This is a genomic window from Enterobacter chuandaensis (assembly GCF_003594915.1).
In the GTDB taxonomy this organism is placed as follows: domain Bacteria; phylum Pseudomonadota; class Gammaproteobacteria; order Enterobacterales; family Enterobacteriaceae; genus Enterobacter; species Enterobacter chuandaensis.
Window position 1 is genome coordinate 208,118 of the sequence record NZ_QZCS01000003.1, and the last position, 17,056, is coordinate 225,173.

Below are 17,056 nucleotides of genomic sequence, written 5' to 3' on the forward strand. Positions count from 1 at the left end.
AATAGCAGCATCGTGTTTATCTCGCGCATAGCGCGAATACAGAGGAAATTGAGCTATGAGTAAATGCAGTGCTGATGAAACCCCGGTTTGCTGCTGTATGGATGTTGGCACCATCATGGACAACACCGATTGCACCGCGTCTTACAGCCGTGTATTCACCAACCGTGCAGAAGCCGAAGAGACGCTGGCCGCGCTGAGCAAGCGCGCGCGTGATGTGGAGTCCGATCCGTGTGAAATCAAATCCACCTTCACGGAAGTGGACGGTGGTGTGAAGCTGGATATCGATTTTGTGTTTGCCTGCGAAGCTGAAACGCTGATTTTCCAGCTGGGTCTGCGTTAACTCCTGCGGTCTGGTACCCTCATCCCAACCCTCTCCCACGGGAGAGGGCGCAAACACTAAAAACGGTAACCTACGGGTTACCGTTTTGCTTTTACCCTGGGCATTTTCTTTTTCTTCTCTGTGTTTTACCTCGCATTTTTATGCTTCCCTGATTGGCTGAATGTAAAAAAATGGTTAAGACTGTTATCAGGTCAGACCACTTTATAGTCATGTAAAATTTTTCACAGGGGAAGGTTATGAGTCAGGCATTACCGCTAATCACCCGACAAGGTGACCGCATTGCCATTGTCAGCGGTCTGCGTACGCCGTTTGCGCGTCAGGCGACGGCGTTTCACGGTATACCGGCTGTCGAACTGGGGAAAATGGTAGTGGGGGAGATGCTGGCTCGCAGCGAAATTCCGCCTGAGGTCATCGAACAGCTGGTCTTCGGCCAGGTCGTACAGATGCCTGAAGCTCCTAACATTGCGCGGGAAATTGTTCTCGGTACCGGCATGAACGTTCATACCGATGCCTACAGCGTCAGCCGCGCGTGCGCGACCAGCTTCCAGGCGGTCGCAAACGTGGCGGAAAGTCTGATGGCGGGCACCATTCGCGCCGGGATTGCGGGTGGCGCGGATTCTTCCTCCGTACTACCGATTGGCGTCAGTAAAAAGCTGGCCCGCATTCTGGTGGATGCCAATAAAGCCCGCACCACTGGTGCGAAGCTCAAACTCTTCTCGCGTTTACGCCTGCGTGACCTCATGCCCGTGCCACCTGCCGTAGCGGAATACTCCACCGGCCTGCGCATGGGCGATACCGCAGAGCAGATGGCGAAAACCTACGGTATTACCCGCGAACAGCAGGATGCGCTGGCGCATCGCTCGCATCAGCTGGCAGCGAAAGCCTGGTCGGAGGGCAAACTGACCGAAGAGGTGATGACCGCCTACACGCCTCCCTATCGTGAGCCTCTTACTGAAGACAACAATATTCGTGGTACCTCGACGCTGGCGGATTACGCCAAACTGCGTCCGGCTTTTGACCGCAAGCACGGCACCGTGACGGCGGCCAACAGCACACCGCTGACCGATGGCGCTGCTGCGGTGATCCTGATGACGGAGTCGCGTGCAAAAGAGCTGGGCATCACGCCGCTGGGCTATTTGCGCAGCTATGCCTTTACCGCTATTGATGTCTGGCAGGACATGCTGTTAGGTCCGGCGTGGTCCACGCCGCTGGCGCTGGATCGCGCGGGGCTGACGCTGGCCGATTTAACCCTGATTGATATGCACGAAGCCTTTGCCGCGCAAACCCTGGCAAACGTCCAGCTGCTGGCAAGCGAGCGTTTTGCGCGCGACGTGCTGGGCCGCGCCCATGCCACCGGCGAAGTGGATCAAAGCAAATTCAACGTGCTGGGTGGCTCGATCGCCTACGGCCATCCGTTTGCAGCCACGGGCGCGCGAATGATCACCCAAACTTTACACGAACTCCGTCGCCGTGGCGGCGGGTTTGGCCTTGTCACCGCGTGTGCGGCGGGGGGCCTTGGCGCAGCAATGGTTCTGGAGGCTGAATAATGGATATGCCATCTGCATTTAATCTGACGGTTCGCCTCGATAACGTCGCGGTTATCACTATTGATGTGCCTGATGAAAAGATGAATACCCTGAAGGCTGAATTCGGCACTCAGGTTCGCGCTATGCTCAAGCAGATCCGCGAAAATAAAGCGATCCGCGGCCTGGTCTTTATCTCGGCCAAGCCGGATAACTTTATTGCCGGGGCCGATATCAACATGATTGCACGTGCGCAAAGCGCGCAGGAAGCTGAAGATCTGGCGCGTCAGGGACAGCAGGTGATGGCCGAGATCAACGCCCTGCCGATCCCGGTTATTGCCGCGATCCACGGTGCCTGTCTGGGCGGCGGGCTGGAGCTGGCGCTGGCCTGTCACAGCCGTATCTGCACCGATGATGCTAAAACCGTGCTGGGCCTGCCGGAAGTGCAATTAGGCCTGCTGCCGGGGTCGGGTGGAACACAGCGTTTGCCTCGCCTGGTGGGGGTCAGCACCGCGCTGGAGATGATCTTAACCGGCAAGCAGCTGCGCGCCCGTCAGGCGCTGAAAGTGGGTCTGGTTGACGGCGTTGTTCCGCACACTATTTTACTGGACGCTGCCGTTGAGCTGGCGCTAAAAGGACGTCAGACAAAACGTCCTCTCCCTGTACGCGAGCGCGTGCTCGCCGGGCCGCTGGGGCGGGCGCTTTTGTTCAACATGGTGGGCAAAAAAACCGAGCAAAAAACCAAAGGCAACTACCCGGCGGCAAAGCGCATTCTGGAAGTGATTGAAACCGGGTTGTCTCAGGGAAGCAGCAGCGGCTATGCCGCTGAAGCCAAAGCCTTTGGTGAACTGGCGATGACGCCGCAGTCTCAGGCACTTCGCAGCATCTTCTTCGCAAGTACGGACGTGAAAAAAGATCCCGGCAGCGACGCAGATCCTGCGCCGCTGCGCGCCGTTGGCGTACTGGGCGGGGGGCTGATGGGCGGCGGCATTGCATTTGTTACCGCCAGCAAAGGCAAATTGCCCGTGCGTATCAAAGATATCAACGCAAAGGGCATCAATCACGCGCTGCAGTACAGCTGGCAGAACCTTGATCAGAAGGTCAAACGCCGCCATATCAAGGCAAGCGAGCGTGATAAAACCCTGGCGACGATCTCCGGCACGACGGATTACAGCGGTTTTGCACACCGGGACCTGGTGATTGAAGCCGTATTTGAAGATCTGGCGCTTAAGCAGCAGATGGTGGCTGACGTGGAGCAACACTGCGCACCGCACACCATTTTCGCCTCAAACACCTCGTCGTTACCGATTGGCGATATTGCGGCGAAAGCCGCGCGACCGGAGCAGGTAATAGGGCTGCACTTCTTTAGCCCGGTCGAAAAAATGCCGCTGGTGGAAGTTATTCCACACGCGACCACCAGCCCGCGAACCATCGCCACCGTGGTGAAGCTGGCGAAAAAACAGGGCAAAACCCCGATTGTGGTAGCGGACAAGGCTGGCTTCTACGTCAACCGTATTCTGGCACCGTATATCAACGAAGCCATGCGGCTGCTGACGGAAGGGGAGAAAATTGAGCACGTCGATGAGGCTTTAGTGAAGTTTGGCTTCCCCGTCGGGCCAATCCAACTTTTGGATGAGGTGGGAATCGACACCGGCACTAAAATTATACCTGTGCTGGAAGCGGCTTATGGCGAACGTTTTTCCCCGCCTGCAAATATTGTTTCCGCAATTTTGAAGGACGATCGCAAAGGCAGAAAAAATGAACGCGGTTTCTATCTTTACGGCGCGAAAGGGCGTAAAAGCAAGAAACAGGTCGACCCTTCGGTTTATGGGCTTATTTCGGCTACCGGCCAGGGGAAACTGTCTGCCGTTCAGTGCGCTGAACGCTGCGTCATGATGATGCTCAATGAAGCGGCGCGCTGCTTTGGTGAACAGGTGATCAAGAGCGCACGCGATGGCGACATCGGCGCGGTATTTGGTATTGGTTTCCCGCCGTTCCTTGGCGGCCCGTTCCGTTACATGGATACACTCGGCGCGGGTGAAGTGGTTGCCATTTTGCAACGTCTTGCTTCGCAGTACGGTCCGCGGTTTACACCGTGTGACGAATTATTGCAGATGGCGGAGCGGGGCCAGACATTTTGGCCTGCAAGGGAAACTGTCCTCGTAAGCTGAGGTCAAAGAAGGGTAAATCCTGAGGTGAATGAACCTGTTCTGGCGATTTTGTAAACAGAGATTGACTATACTTACGCCATTGAGGTAAAAAACAGCGTTTCATTCACCGAATGGATCAGGCACAATGCCCGGCCATCGGGTTTTCTACCTCAGAGCATTAATCGCGGGTAGTTAACGCCGGTGATTCTGGTTAACAAAAGCGGTGCAATATGCAAGTTTTTATCATGCGTCACGGCGACGCGGCACTCGATGCCGCCAGTGACTCAGTACGTCCTTTAACCGTCTGTGGCTGTGACGAATCCCGTCAAATGGCGACGTGGCTTAAAGGTCAAAAAGTGGACATTGAACGCGTTCTGGTGAGTCCGTTCCTGCGTGCAGAACAGACGCTGGACGTGGTAGGGGAGTGTATGAACCTGCCATCCAGTGTGGATGTTCTCCCTGAACTGACGCCATGCGGCGATGTTGGTCTTGTGAGTGCTTATCTTCAGGCGCTGTGCAATGAAGGTGTCGCTTCCGCACTGGTCATTTCCCACCTGCCGCTGGTCGGCTATCTGGTATCTGAACTGTGCCCGGGCGAAACGCCGCCTATGTTCACCACTTCTGCCATTGCCAACGTCACCCTCGACGAAACCGGCAAAGGTGTCTTTAACTGGCAAATGAGTCCGTGCAACCTGAAGATGGCAAAAGCCATCTGATGTGACGTGCGATATGGCGGGGCGCAATGTGCTTCCCGCCGTTCTGTCAGGGCAACTCTGGCGGCTGCCACTCCTCAACTTCAATCAACACCAGCAACGCGGCATCGCCGCCGTACTCTTTCGGTGCCTGATGAAACGCCATCACGTGCGGATGCTGAGCCAGCCACAGCGGCGTCTGTTGCTTAAGAATATGTTTACCGTGGCCATGCATCACGCAGGCGCAAAAAACGTGTTCGCGGCGACAGGCGGCAATCAACGCCCCCAGCTCCTGTTTCGCCTGCATCTGCGTTAAACCGTGCAGATCGAGAAACAGCTCCGGCGAATAATCCCCGCGGCGTAACTTTTTCAGCTCGAAATGGCTGACGTCTTCGCGCACGTACTTCACAGCTCCCTGCGTATTGAGCAGTGGCTGAAATTCATCTGAAAAATAGTGGCTGTTATCGGCCTGCTCCTGGAGCAGTCGTTTAACCGGGACCTCGCTGATTTTTTTACGCTGCGGACGGTGAACAATCGTGTCCTGCGTAATTTTACGCGTCCCGGTCATTAGCTGTCGGAAGAGAGCCTGATCCTCCTCGCTGAGCGATGTTTTCTTTTTCATTCGTCATTCTCATCTCGTATTTCCGATAGTGTACCCGACTAAACGCATTTTTTAACCTCAAGCGGTACGCGTCATTGCTGATTTATCGCCGTCTTCATGGCAAACTAGCCGCCGAAAATTATGCGAGCATGCCCTGGAGGAAAGAGTGGATAAAATATTTGTCGATGAAGCAGTAAACGAGCTGCATACCATACAGGACATGTTGCGCTGGTCGGTTAGCCGCTTCAGCGCCGCCAATATCTGGTACGGCCACGGTACCGATAACTCGTGGGATGAGGCCGTTCAGCTGGTGCTGCCGTCTCTTTACCTGCCGCTGGATATCCCGGAAGACATGCGTACCGCGCGCCTGACCTCCAGCGAAAAACACCGCATCGTTGAGCGCGTGATCCGCCGCGTGAACGAGCGCATTCCGGTCGCCTATCTGACCAACAAAGCCTGGTTCTGCGGCCACGAGTTTTACGTCGATGAACGCGTGCTGGTACCGCGCTCGCCGATTGGTGAACTGATTAACAACCACTTTGAAGGTCTGATTAACCATCAGCCGCAGCATATTCTCGATATGTGCACCGGCAGCGGCTGCATCGCAATTGCCTGCGCGTACGCCTTCCCGGAAGCGGAAGTGGACGCGGTCGACATCTCCACCGACGCGCTGGCCGTGACCGAACACAACATTGAAGAGCACGGTCTGATTCATCACGTCACGCCTATCCGCTCTGACCTGTTCCGCGACCTGCCGACGCTGCAGTACGATCTGATCGTCACTAACCCGCCGTATGTCGATGCGGAAGACATGTCCGATCTGCCGAACGAATACCGTCATGAGCCGGAGCTGGGTCTGGCGTCAGGCTCAGACGGCCTGAAGCTGACCCGCCGCATTCTGGCCTGCGCGCCGGATTACCTGACCGATGACGGCGTTCTGATTTGTGAAGTGGGCAACAGCATGGTACATCTGATAGAGCAGTACCCGGATGTGCCGTTCACCTGGCTTGAGTTCGACAACGGCGGTGACGGCGTCTTTATGCTGACCAAAGCGCAGCTGCTCGACGCGCGCGAACACTTCAGCATCTATAAAGATTAATCCAGCGGGCTTCGGCCCGTTTCACAACGCTCAAACACAAACAACAACATCGGAGCCGTGATGGCAGGAAACAGTATTGGACAGTTATTCCGCGTGACCACCTTTGGCGAGTCGCACGGACTGGCGCTGGGCTGTATCGTTGATGGCGTACCGCCAGGCATCGAACTGACCGAAGCCGATTTACAGCACGACCTCGACCGTCGTCGCCCGGGCACCTCTCGCTACACCACGCAGCGTCGCGAGCCGGACCAGGTTAAAATTCTCTCTGGCGTCTTTGAAGGCCGCACCACCGGGACCAGCATTGGTCTGCTGATCGAGAACACCGATCAGCGTTCTCAGGACTACGGTGCGATTAAAGACGTCTTCCGTCCGGGCCACGCCGATTACACTTACGAGCAAAAGTACGGCTTCCGCGACTATCGCGGCGGCGGACGCTCTTCCGCGCGTGAAACCGCGATGCGCGTGGCGGCAGGGGCGATTGCTAAGAAATACCTGCAACAGAAATTTGGCATCGTCATTCGCGGCTGCCTGACCCAGATGGGCGACATCCCGCTGGCGATCAAGGACTGGGACCAGGTCGAGCAAAATCCGTTCTTCTGCGCCGATGCCGACAAGCTTGACGCGCTGGACGAACTGATGCGCGGCCTGAAAAAAGAGGGCGACTCCATTGGGGCGAAAGTCACCGTGGTGGCCGACGGCGTTCCGGCGGGCTGGGGCGAGCCGGTATTTGACCGTCTTGACGCTGATATCGCTCACGCGCTGATGAGCATCAACGCGGTGAAGGGCGTCGAAATTGGTGACGGTTTCGACGTGGTGGCGCTTCGCGGCAGCCAGAACCGCGATGAAATAACGAAGGCGGGCTTCCAGAGCAACCATGCGGGCGGCATCCTCGGCGGTATCAGCAGCGGGCAGCAAATTGTTGCCAACATCGCACTGAAGCCGACTTCCAGCATTACCGTGCCGGGCCACACGATTAACCGCTCTGGTGAAGAAGTTGAGATGATCACCAAAGGACGTCACGATCCGTGCGTGGGGATCCGCGCGGTGCCGATCGCAGAAGCGATGCTGGCGATCGTGCTGATGGATCACTTCCTGCGCCAGCGCGCGCAGAATGCGGATGTGACGACCACCATTCCACGCTGGTAAACATGAAAAAAACCGCAATTGCTCTGCTGGCGCTACTTGCCAGTGGAGCCAGTCTGGCCGCCACGCCGTGGCAAAAAATCACCCATCCGGTGGCGGGGAGTGCGCAATCTATCGGCGCCTTCTCTAACGGCTGTATCGTCGGGGCGCAGGAGCTGCCGCTGCAATCGAACACTTACCAGGTGATGCGTACCGACCAGCGTCGTTACTTCGGCCACCGGGATCTGGTGCTGTTCATCCAGCGACTGGGAAATCAGGTGCATAACCTGGGGCTGGGGACGATGCTGATTGGCGATATGGGGATGCCTGCCGGAGGCCGCTTTAACGGCGGGCACGCCAGCCACCAGACCGGACTGGATGTCGATATCTTCCTGCAGCTGCCGAAAACGCGCTGGACGTCTGCGCAACTGCTGAAACCGCAGGCGCTGGATCTGGTGGCGCGTGATGGCAAAAGCGTGGTGCCCTCGCTCTGGACGCGGGAGGTCTCCAGCATGATCAAGCTGGCGGCAGAAGATAACGACGTCACGCGGATTTTCGTTAACCCGGCCATTAAGCAGCAGCTCTGTCTGGATGCGGGAACCGACCGCGACTGGCTGCGCAAAGTACGCCCGTGGTTCCAGCATCGTGCGCATATGCACGTTCGTCTGCGCTGCCCGGCGAACAGCCTGGAATGTGAAGATCAGCCGTTACCTCCGCCAGGCGATGGCTGTGGTTACGAACTGCAAAGCTGGTTTGAGCCAGCAAAACCTGGAACCTCTAAGCCTGAGAAGAAGACACCGCCTCCGTTGCCGCCTTCCTGCCAGGCGCTACTGGATGAGCATGTACTTTAATGGATAATTTCGTCGATCTGTTTATGGTGTCACCGCTGCTGCTGGTGGTGCTGTTCTTCGTGGCCATGCTGGCCGGTTTTATCGATGCGCTCGCGGGCGGCGGAGGGTTGTTAACCGTGCCCGCGCTGCTGGCGGCAGGCATGAGTCCGGCGCAGGCGCTTGCTACCAACAAACTGCAGGCGTGCGGCGGCTCGCTTTCTTCTTCGCTCTATTTTGTTCGCCGCAAGGTGGTGAATCTCGCCGACCAGAAGCTCAATATCCTGATGACGTTTATTGGCTCGACGGGGGGCGCCTTGCTGGTGCAGCATGTGCAGTCGGACATTTTGCGCCAGATCCTGCCGATTCTGGTTATCTGCATCGGCCTGTATTTTTTACTGATGCCGAAGCTCGGTGAGGAAGACCGCCAGCGTCGTCTGCACGGCCTGCCGTTTGCGCTGATTGCCGGGGGCTGTGTGGGTTTTTACGACGGTTTCTTCGGCCCGGGCGCAGGCTCGTTTTACGCGCTGGCGTTCGTGACGCTGGCCGGGTTTAACCTCGCCAAATCCACCGCCCATGCCAAAGTACTGAACGCGACCTCAAACGTCGGCGGCATGCTGCTGTTTATCATTGGCGGCAAGGTCATCTGGGCAACCGGCTTTGTGATGATGGCAGGGCAGTTTTTGGGCGCGCGTGCGGGCTCGCGTCTGGTATTAAGCAAAGGGCAAAAGCTGATCCGCCCGATGATTGTTATCGTCTCGGCGGTGATGAGCGCCAAACTTCTTTATGACAGCCATGGACAGGAGATCCTCACCTGGTTGGGGATGAACTAATGAACAGTACGTATAAATACGAACAGCTGATCGAGATCTTTGACGGCTGTTTTGCTGATGATTTTAATACCCGTCTGATTAAAGGCGACGACGAACCGATCTATCTTCCTGCTGATGCCGAGGTTCCGTATAACCGCATCGTTTTTGCCCACGGCTTTTATGCCAGTGGTTTGCACGAGATTTCGCACTGGTGCATCGCGGGGAAAGCCCGGCGCGAGCTGGTGGACTTCGGCTACTGGTACTGCCCGGACGGGCGTGACGCCGCCACCCAGGGGCAGTTTGAGGATGTGGAAGTCAAGCCGCAGGCGCTGGAGTGGCTATTCTGCGTCGCGGCGGGTTTCCCGTTCAACGTAAGCTGTGACAACCTCGAAGGCGACTTCGAGCCAGACCGTATCGTCTTCCAGCGCCGCGTGCATGCGCAGGTGATGGAATATCTTGAGAAAGGCATCCCGGAACGTCCGGCGCGCCTGATCGAGGCTTTACAGAATTATTACCACACGCCGGAGATCACGGCGGAATGCTTCCCTTGGCCGGAAGATCTTTAACAGAGGAAAGAAGATGATCGCAGAATTTGAATCACGCATTCTGGCGTTAATTGATGACATGGTGGAACACGCCAGTGATGATGAGCTGTTCGCCAGCGGTTATCTGCGTGGTCACCTGACGCTGGCAGTAGCTGAGCTGGAAGCAGGTGACGATCACTCTGCCGACGCCGTTCACGCTGAAGTCACTCGCAGCCTGGAAAAAGCCATTCTGGCCGGGGAACTCTCTCCGCGCGACCAGTCACTGGTACTGGGCATGTGGGACAATTTGTTCCAGCAGGCTAAACGCTAAGCCGCCGCCTTCTCTTCCCTCTCCCCTTTGGGGAGAGGGCCAGGGTGAGGGGATTTGACCGCACCCTACTTAACCATTTTCCCCTTCAGCAGTTTCCGTACCCACAAACGATTCGGGTTCAGCCCCGCAAGCGTGGTTCTGTCCAGCGGAACAGGCTCATTACTCATTTGCGCGGCTAACGTTTCAGCCAGCAGCGGTGCGGAACACAATCCTCGCGATCCTAATCCGCCCAGCATGAACAGTTCCGGATAAACCGGGGCACTCACCGCCGCATCCCTGTTTTCTGCCAGATCCTGATAGGCCTCAAGCGTTGCCTCATAGTCCGGCACATTTCCCGCCATCGGCAGATGATCGCGGGTGGCACAGCGCACGCCGCAGCGCGCTTCCCCCGCGCTGACGTCAACCTCCTTCGCCCACGCCGCGTTCGGGAAACAGTCAATCAGGCGCTGGCGGTTCTGCGCCTGATCCGCTTCGCTGTAGCGCATATCCGTCTCGCCGCGATGATAGCTGGCGCCGATGCAGTGATGGCCGTTAGACGGATTTTGCGGCGTCAGATAGCCGTCATAGCACAGCACCTGACGCAGTTTGCTCAGTTCGGGCGCGGAAGGAATATGACTTACCTGGCCGCCAACCGGATAAACCGGCAACGTCTCTGTCTGGATAAACTGGCTGATGTTATGTCCGTTTGCCAGCACAACGCTGGCATGCTGTGCCGCTTTGCCATCAGCAAAACGCAGATTCCAGTGCTCTCTTCGGCTGAGCGATTCAACCTTGTGGGCATAGTGCACCGTCAGGCCGCGTGACTGCGCCAGGCTAATCGCCGCCGCGGTCAGTTCAGCCGGGCACAGCCAGCCGCCGAGCGGATACTGAATGCCGCCACAGCCGGTGTCCACGCCCGCGGTGTCTGCCACTTCCTGCGCGCTTACCGCGCGGGCAATCTCCTCCGGCAGACCCAGCGATAGCATCTGCGCGATTTTTTGTTGGCTCTTCTCATCCCAGCCGAGCTGCGTCACGCCGCACCAGTCATGGTCGAATGCCACTGGCAGCCCGTCGTACAGGCGACGGGCGAAGGTAAAGGCCGCAGGGAAAAACTGGAACAGTGCCGGGTCGTGCGCGCTTAAAAGCGGATAAAGCGCGCCCTGACGGTTGCCGGAGGCCCCGCTGGCGGGCATCTCGTCAGCACAATAGAGCGTAACCTCCCAGCCACGATGCACAAGCGCGAGCGCGAGCAGGGCGCTGGCGATCCCTCCGCCAATGATTGCCACTTCGCGAGATGTGCTCGCGCTGCGCGCAAACCAGGGGGCCTGAGCGGGAATATCCAGCGTCTGATCCATTCTGCCGACCAGCATGTCGCGCTTGCGGCCAAAGCCTTTGGTCTTCTGCATGGTAAAACCCGCGTCCTGCAGGCCGCGGCGAACAAAGCCTGCAGAGGTAAAGGTGGCGAGCGTTGCGCCAGGACGCGCCAGACGCGCCATCGCGCTGAACAGATGCTGGCTCCACATATCCGGATTTTTGGCGGGGGCAAAGCCGTCCAGGAACCACGCGTCCACCGTCTGGTTCATCGAATCGTCGAGTTTATCGGTGAGGTCGTTGATGTCGCCCAGCCATAAATCCAGCGTCACCCGTCCGCCGTCCAGAATCAGACGGTGGCAGCCGCCGATATGCGGCGGCCATTGCGCCTGAAGCTGTTCGGCCCAGGCGGCAAGTTCCGGCCAGCGCTGATGGGCGAGCCGCAGATCGTGTGCGGTAAGCGGAAATTTTTCAAAACTGATGAAATGTAATCTTTGGAGCGTAGCCTCAGGATGGGCAGCGTGGAACTGATCAAATGCCTGCCAGAGGGTCAGAAAATTGAGCCCGGTGCCGAATCCGCTTTCCGCGACAACGAACAGGCTGCGCGGGTGCGCAGGGAAGCGGGCGCTGAGCTGGTTTCCGTCGAGGAAAACATAGCGGGTTTCTTCGAGTCCGTTATCATTAGAAAAATAGACGTCATCAAAATCTCGGGAAACAGGTGTACCCTCAGCGTTGAATTCGAGGTTGGCGGGTTGTATAGCGTTTTGTTTCACGTAAGTTACTCGTCTGACAGGCAGTGGCACGATCTTAACGATGTGAGTCCATCGGTGCAAATTTCCGCAGAAAATGTCTGATCGGACTTGTTCGGCGTACAAGTGTACGCTATTGTGCGACTCGAAACTTTTTATAGTGCGACTTACAGAGGTATTGAATGAAACGTGCAGTGATTACTGGCCTGGGCATCGTTTCCAGCATCGGTAATAACCAGCAGGAAGTCCTGGCATCTCTGCGTGAAGGACGCTCCGGGATCACTTTCTCTGAAGAGTTTAAAGATTCTGGTATGCGTAGCCACGTATGGGGTAACGTCAAACTGGACACCACCGGTTTGATTGACCGTAAAGTGGTTCGTTTCATGAACGATGCCTCTATTTATGCTTATCTCTCCATGCAGGAAGCGATCAAAGATTCTGGCCTGAGTGAAGAGGTTTATCAGAACAACCCGCGCGTGGGCCTGATTGCCGGTTCCGGCGGCTCATCAAAAGCGCAGGTATTCGGCGCTGACGCCATGCGTAGCCCGCGTGGTCTGAAAGCAGTAGGTCCGTACGTGGTCACTAAAGCCATGGGTTCTGCGGTTTCCGCGTGCCTGGCGACCCCGTTCAAAATCCACGGTGTGAACTACTCCATCAGCTCCGCGTGTGCAACTTCCGCACACTGCATCGGTAATGCGGTTGAGCAGATCCAACTGGGTAAACAGGACATCGTGTTTGCTGGCGGCGGCGAAGAGCTGGGCTGGGAAATGGCCTGTGAGTTTGACGCGATGGGCGCACTGTCCACCAAGTACAACGAAACCCCAGACAAAGCCTCCCGTACCTATGACGCGCACCGTGACGGTTTCGTCATCGCGGGCGGCGGCGGTATGGTTGTGGTTGAAGAACTGGAGCACGCGCTGGCGCGCGGCGCGCACATCTACGCTGAGATCGTGGGCTACGGCGCGACGTCCGACGGCGCCGACATGGTTGCACCGTCCGGTGAAGGCGCGGTGCGCTGCATGAAGATGGCGATGCACGGCGTTGATACCCCAATCGACTACCTGAACTCCCACGGCACCTCTACGCCGGTAGGCGACGTGAAAGAGCTGGGCGCTATCCGTGAAGTGTTCGGCGACAACAGCCCGGCTATCTCCGCAACCAAAGCGATGACTGGCCACTCTCTGGGTGCGGCTGGCGTGCAGGAAGCGATCTACTCTCTGCTGATGCTGGAAAACGGCTTTATCGCCCCAAGCATCAACATCGAAGAGATGGACGAGCAGGCGGCTGGCCTGAACATCGTGACCAAACCAATGGACGCGACGCTGACCACCGTTATGTCCAACAGCTTCGGCTTCGGCGGCACTAACGCCACGCTGGTTATGCGCAAGCTGAAAGCATAAGCGTTTGAATGTATAATAGAAGGGAGCCGGAAGGCTCCCTTTTTTTATGCCTGAACACGGAGTTATGCATGAAGGCTGTTACCCCCGAGAAGGGCACTCCTTCCGGGAACCTCTCTCTTTTCCGCATCGCCTTTGCGGTATTCCTGACCTACATGACCGTCGGCCTGCCGCTGCCGGTGATCCCGCTGTTCGTTCATCAGGAGCTGGGCTATGGCAACACCCTGGTCGGCATTGCGGTGGGCATTCAGTTTTTAGCCACGGTGTTAACCCGCGGGTACGCTGGTCGGCTGGCGGATCAGCACGGTGCAAAACGCTCGGCGTTGCAGGGCATGTTTGCCTGCGGGCTGGCGGGCGGCGCGTGGCTGCTGGCCGCTCTCCTGCCGGTCGATGCCGTGTATAAATTTGCGTTGCTGGTGCTGGGGCGTTTAATCCTTGGCTTTGGTGAAAGCCAGCTTCTGACCGGCACCCTGACCTGGGGGATGGGGCTGGTAGGACCCGCGCGTTCCGGCAAAGTGATGTCCTGGAACGGCATGGCTATCTACGGCGCGCTGGCCGCGGGCGCACCGCTTGGGCTGCTCATCAATAGCCAGTTTGGATTTGCGGCGCTGGCCGCAACGACGATGGTATTGCCGCTGCTGGCGTGGGCGTTTAACGGTTCGGTACGTAAGGTGCCCGCTCACAAAGGCGAGCGTCCATCCCTCTGGAGTGTAGTTGGACAGATCTGGCAGCCGGGACTCGGGCTGGCGCTGCAGGGCGTAGGCTTCGCGGTGATTGGCACCTTCGTCTCGCTCTATTTTATGAGCCGCGGCTGGGCGATGGCGGGCTTTACGCTTACCGCGTTTGGCGGCGCGTTTGTGCTTATGCGCGTCCTGTTCGGCTGGATGCCGGATCGCTTTGGCGGTGTGAAGGTGGCGGTAGCGTCACTGGTGATTGAAACCATTGGGCTGGTGCTGCTCTGGCAGGCACCGGTCGCCTCCGTTGCGCTGCTGGGTGCGGCGCTTACCGGTTGCGGCTGTTCGCTGATCTTCCCGGCGCTGGGCGTGGAGGTAGTGAAACGCGTGGCCCCGCAGGTGCGCGGTACGGCGCTGGGCGGCTATGCGGCGTTTCAGGATATCTCATACGGAATTACCGGGCCGCTGGCCGGGGTGTTAGCCACCTCGTTTGGCTACCCGTCTGTCTTCCTGGCCGGTGCGGTTTCTGCCGTGGTGGGGATTGTGGTGACGCTGGTGGCGTTTCGCAGGTCGTAGTTTTATGCCCGGTGGCGCTCCGCTTACCGGGCCTACAACCGCACGAACCGTAGGCCGGGTAAGGCGTAGCCGCCACCCGGCAGTTTTAGGCAACCAGCCAGAAAATCGCCAGCGCAATCAGTAGCGCAATCAATATCAGCCCCGGACGGGCAGAGAGCGTTCTGAATGTCTCCACAACGGGCGCAAACAGCGGACTGTAGATCGGCTGAATGTTTCTTACCTCCGGCGCGCCGCCTTCCCGCTCGGCGCGGCGAACGAAGATCTGATTGAGCACATCCTGCACCTGCGCGGTGGTCAGCACCGTTTGCGGCGTAGCCTGCCAGTTCTGTTGGGCGTAATCCCGAATCATATCGAACTCGTGCGGTTCCAGCGGCTGTTTCAGCGCCGCCTGGAGGCTATGCAGGGTAGGGGCGCTCTGAGTGCTGAGCGTCTGGCGCGCCTGGAGCCAGGTCGCCAGATGGGTAAACTGCTTCGCCGGGATCAGCTCACCGTCCTTCACGCCCGAGAGTTCCAGCATGGATTGCCAGATAAGCTTCGTCGACTCGCCGGTAGCGGCAGCCAGTTTCGTCACCATCTGATTCAGCGTGTTGTGTTCGGCAGGCAGCAGCGGGCGCTCGGTTGACGGACGCTGCTGCGGCTGCGGGATGGTCAGCTGATTGTTTTGCAGTAGCGTCAGCACGGTTTTCAGCTGGTCTGGCGTCAGCTGGCCCAGGGCGGTCTGGCCGTACTGCTGGCGGATAAAATCACTGACTGCCTGGCGGTTATTTCCCTGGCCCAGTAGCTCGGTCAGCTGTGCGACAATCTGGCGCGTGGTGTGGTTCTGCTGCGCGGTAGTAATACGCTGGTTCAGGTTTTGCTCGGCGGCAGGGAAATGGCGCGACTGCAGCGGTGCATCGTTTCTCACGCCTAAATCATGCTTCACCCCGGCCCAGACTTCCGCGTTTTGCTGTGAAGTCAGCGCAATCAGGCGCGTGATCAGTCGCTCCAGCACGGTGCGCTGTTGCGTGGATAGCGGTTGTTCACCGGCAACGTTTGGCGTGACAGGGCCTTCACCCGGAGGGCGTGGCGGCGTACCTGAAATAGGCTGCATCGTCAAAAATCCTTAAAGTCAAAACTCAGCGTAAACCCGGCATACGTATATGCCTGGCGGCCAGATTATGGCACACTTGGCAGGTTTTCTTCCTCTCAAACAGGTACTCAGACGTGAAAATCCTCGTTGATGAAAATATGCCTTATGCCCGTGAGCTGTTTAGCCGCCTGGGTAACGTTAAGGCTGTCCCTGGTCGCCCAATCCCGGTCAACGAACTGGATGACGCAGACGCGCTGATGGTGCGCTCGGTGACCAAAGTAAATGAGGCGTTGCTTGCCGGTAAAGCGATCAAGTTTGTCGGAACCGCAACGGCAGGGACCGATCATGTGGATGATACATGGCTGAAGCAGGCGGGGATCGGGTTTTCCGCCGCGCCGGGCTGTAACGCCATTGCCGTCGTGGAATATGTCTTCTCTTCCCTGCTGATGCTGGCCGAGCGCGACGGTTTTGCGCTGAAAGACCGCACCGTGGGGATTGTCGGCGTGGGTAACGTCGGCGGGCGCCTGCAAAAGCGCCTTGAAGCGTTGGGGATCCGCACGCTGCTCTGTGACCCGCCGCGCAAAGACAACGGTGAGGAAGGGGATTTCCGCGCGCTGGATGAGCTGGTTGAGCAGTGCGATGTGCTGACGTTCCACACGCCGCTGTTTAAAGAGGGGCCGTATAAGTCTCTGCATCTGGCCGATGAGACGCTAATTCGCCGTTTGAAGGCTGGCACTATTCTGATAAATGCCTGCCGTGGCCCGGTGGTGGATAATGCCGCGCTGCTGAAATGTCTGAATGAAGGGCAAGATCTCAGCGTAGTGCTGGATGTCTGGGAGCCGGAGCCGGATCTCAACGTTGAGCTGCTGAACAAGGTGGATGTAGCCACCGCGCATATCGCCGGTTACACGCTTGAAGGCAAAGCGCGTGGCACGACGCAGGTGTTTGAAGCTTACAGCGCCTTTATCGGTCATCCGCAGCAGGTGGCACTGGATACCTTACTCCCCGCACCTGAATTTGGTCGCATCACTCTGCACGGCCCGCTCGATCAGGCAACGCTGAAAAGGCTGGTGCATTTGGTGTATGATGTGCGCCGCGATGATGCACTGCTGCGTAAGGTGGCGGGGATCCCGGGTGAGTTTGACAAGCTGCGTAAGAATTACGTTGAGCGTCGCGAATGGTCTTCCCTGTATGTGATGTGCGATGACGCAGCGGCTGCGACATTGCTGAAAAAACTGGGTTTTAACGCCGTCCATCACCCGGCGCATTAATGTCTTCTT

Annotated in this window: 16 protein-coding genes; 13 read left to right on the forward strand and 3 right to left on the reverse strand. The window is 57.8% G+C overall.

Annotated features, from left to right (window positions below):
- The first annotated feature begins 55 nt into the window (after nt 1–55).
- The 4 genes from D5066_RS06600 to sixA all read left to right on the forward strand — a co-directional run bounded on the left by D5066_RS06600 (nt 56) and on the right by sixA (nt 4,729).
- Nucleotides 56–340, forward strand: coding sequence for a YfcZ/YiiS family protein (locus tag D5066_RS06600; RefSeq protein WP_028013973.1), 285 nt, complete (start codon nt 56–58; stop codon nt 338–340).
- 236 nt (nt 341–576) lie between these two features.
- A complete protein-coding gene (gene fadI, locus D5066_RS06605; RefSeq protein ID WP_080328525.1) occupies nt 577–1,887 on the forward strand; it encodes an acetyl-CoA C-acyltransferase FadI in 1,311 nt (436 codons plus the stop codon).
- Nucleotides 1,887–4,034 carry a fatty acid oxidation complex subunit alpha FadJ gene (gene fadJ / locus D5066_RS06610; RefSeq protein WP_119915417.1) on the forward strand — a complete coding sequence of 716 codons (2,148 nt, stop codon included), beginning with the start codon at nt 1,887–1,889 and terminating at the stop codon, nt 4,032–4,034. The genes fadI and fadJ overlap by 1 nt, the downstream gene beginning before the upstream one ends.
- Nucleotides 4,035–4,243: 209 nt before the next feature.
- Nucleotides 4,244–4,729: a phosphohistidine phosphatase SixA gene (gene sixA / locus D5066_RS06615; RefSeq protein WP_003861375.1), complete on the forward strand. Its 486-nt coding sequence runs from the start codon at nt 4,244–4,246 to the stop codon at nt 4,727–4,729.
- Nucleotides 4,730–4,775: 46 nt separating this feature from the next.
- Here the strand turns inward: sixA and smrB are convergent, their stop codons facing one another.
- Nucleotides 4,776–5,327: an endonuclease SmrB gene (gene smrB / locus D5066_RS06620; RefSeq protein ID WP_032646638.1), complete on the reverse strand. Its 552-nt coding sequence runs from the start codon at nt 5,325–5,327 to the stop codon at nt 4,776–4,778.
- A 145-nt stretch (nt 5,328–5,472) separates the two neighbouring features.
- On the opposite strand from smrB, the gene prmB reads away from it, so the two are divergent.
- Genes prmB through D5066_RS06650 form a run of 6 tightly spaced genes read left to right on the forward strand, consistent with a single transcriptional unit; the run spans nt 5,473 to nt 10,021 of the window.
- The gene (gene prmB / locus D5066_RS06625; RefSeq protein ID WP_119915418.1) at nt 5,473–6,405 is read left to right on the forward strand and encodes a 50S ribosomal protein L3 N(5)-glutamine methyltransferase; all 933 of its coding nucleotides are present in this window, start codon (nt 5,473–5,475) and stop codon (nt 6,403–6,405) included.
- A gap of 60 nt (nt 6,406–6,465) precedes the next feature.
- Nucleotides 6,466–7,551, forward strand: a complete 1,086-nt coding sequence (gene aroC / locus D5066_RS06630) for a chorismate synthase (protein WP_119915419.1) — start codon at nt 6,466–6,468, stop codon at nt 7,549–7,551.
- A gap of 2 nt (nt 7,552–7,553) precedes the next feature.
- Nucleotides 7,554–8,378 (forward strand): penicillin-insensitive murein endopeptidase, encoded by an 825-nt coding sequence (gene mepA, locus D5066_RS06635; protein ID WP_119915420.1) that lies wholly within the window; start codon nt 7,554–7,556, stop codon nt 8,376–8,378.
- The gene (locus D5066_RS06640; RefSeq protein WP_119915421.1) at nt 8,378–9,187 is read left to right on the forward strand and encodes a sulfite exporter TauE/SafE family protein; all 810 of its coding nucleotides are present in this window, start codon (nt 8,378–8,380) and stop codon (nt 9,185–9,187) included. Before mepA ends, D5066_RS06640 begins: the two co-directional genes overlap by 1 nt.
- Nucleotides 9,187–9,732: an elongation factor P hydroxylase gene (locus D5066_RS06645; protein WP_119915422.1), complete on the forward strand. Its 546-nt coding sequence runs from the start codon at nt 9,187–9,189 to the stop codon at nt 9,730–9,732. The genes D5066_RS06640 and D5066_RS06645 overlap by 1 nt, the downstream gene beginning before the upstream one ends.
- 13 nt (nt 9,733–9,745) lie before the next feature.
- On the forward strand, nt 9,746–10,021 hold the full coding sequence (locus D5066_RS06650; RefSeq protein ID WP_028013966.1) for a YfcL family protein: 276 nt from the start codon (nt 9,746–9,748) through the stop codon (nt 10,019–10,021).
- 65 nt (nt 10,022–10,086) lie between these two features.
- Here D5066_RS06650 and mnmC read toward each other — a convergent pair whose 3' ends face one another.
- Entirely contained in the window at nt 10,087–12,084 is a 1,998-nt protein-coding gene (gene mnmC / locus D5066_RS06655) for a bifunctional tRNA (5-methylaminomethyl-2-thiouridine)(34)-methyltransferase MnmC2/FAD-dependent 5-carboxymethylaminomethyl-2-thiouridine(34) oxidoreductase MnmC1 (protein WP_119915423.1), read from the reverse strand.
- Between the two features lie 158 nt (nt 12,085–12,242).
- On the opposite strand from mnmC, the gene fabB reads away from it, so the two are divergent.
- Nucleotides 12,243–13,460, forward strand: a complete 1,218-nt coding sequence (fabB, locus tag D5066_RS06660; RefSeq protein ID WP_028016207.1) for a beta-ketoacyl-ACP synthase I — start codon at nt 12,243–12,245, stop codon at nt 13,458–13,460.
- Between the two features lie 68 nt (nt 13,461–13,528).
- On the forward strand, nt 13,529–14,707 hold the full coding sequence (locus tag D5066_RS06665; protein WP_080328530.1) for an MFS transporter: 1,179 nt from the start codon (nt 13,529–13,531) through the stop codon (nt 14,705–14,707).
- An 85-nt stretch (nt 14,708–14,792) separates the two neighbouring features.
- Here the strand turns inward: D5066_RS06665 and flk are convergent, their stop codons facing one another.
- Nucleotides 14,793–15,797, reverse strand: coding sequence for a flagella biosynthesis regulator Flk (gene flk / locus D5066_RS06675; RefSeq protein WP_119915424.1), 1,005 nt, complete (start codon nt 15,795–15,797; stop codon nt 14,793–14,795).
- A gap of 113 nt (nt 15,798–15,910) precedes the next feature.
- Here flk and pdxB point away from each other — a divergent pair, with 113 nt between their 5' ends.
- Nucleotides 15,911–17,047, forward strand: coding sequence for a 4-phosphoerythronate dehydrogenase PdxB (gene pdxB / locus D5066_RS06680; protein WP_119915425.1), 1,137 nt, complete (start codon nt 15,911–15,913; stop codon nt 17,045–17,047).
- The last annotated feature ends 9 nt before the right edge of the window (nt 17,048–17,056 follow it).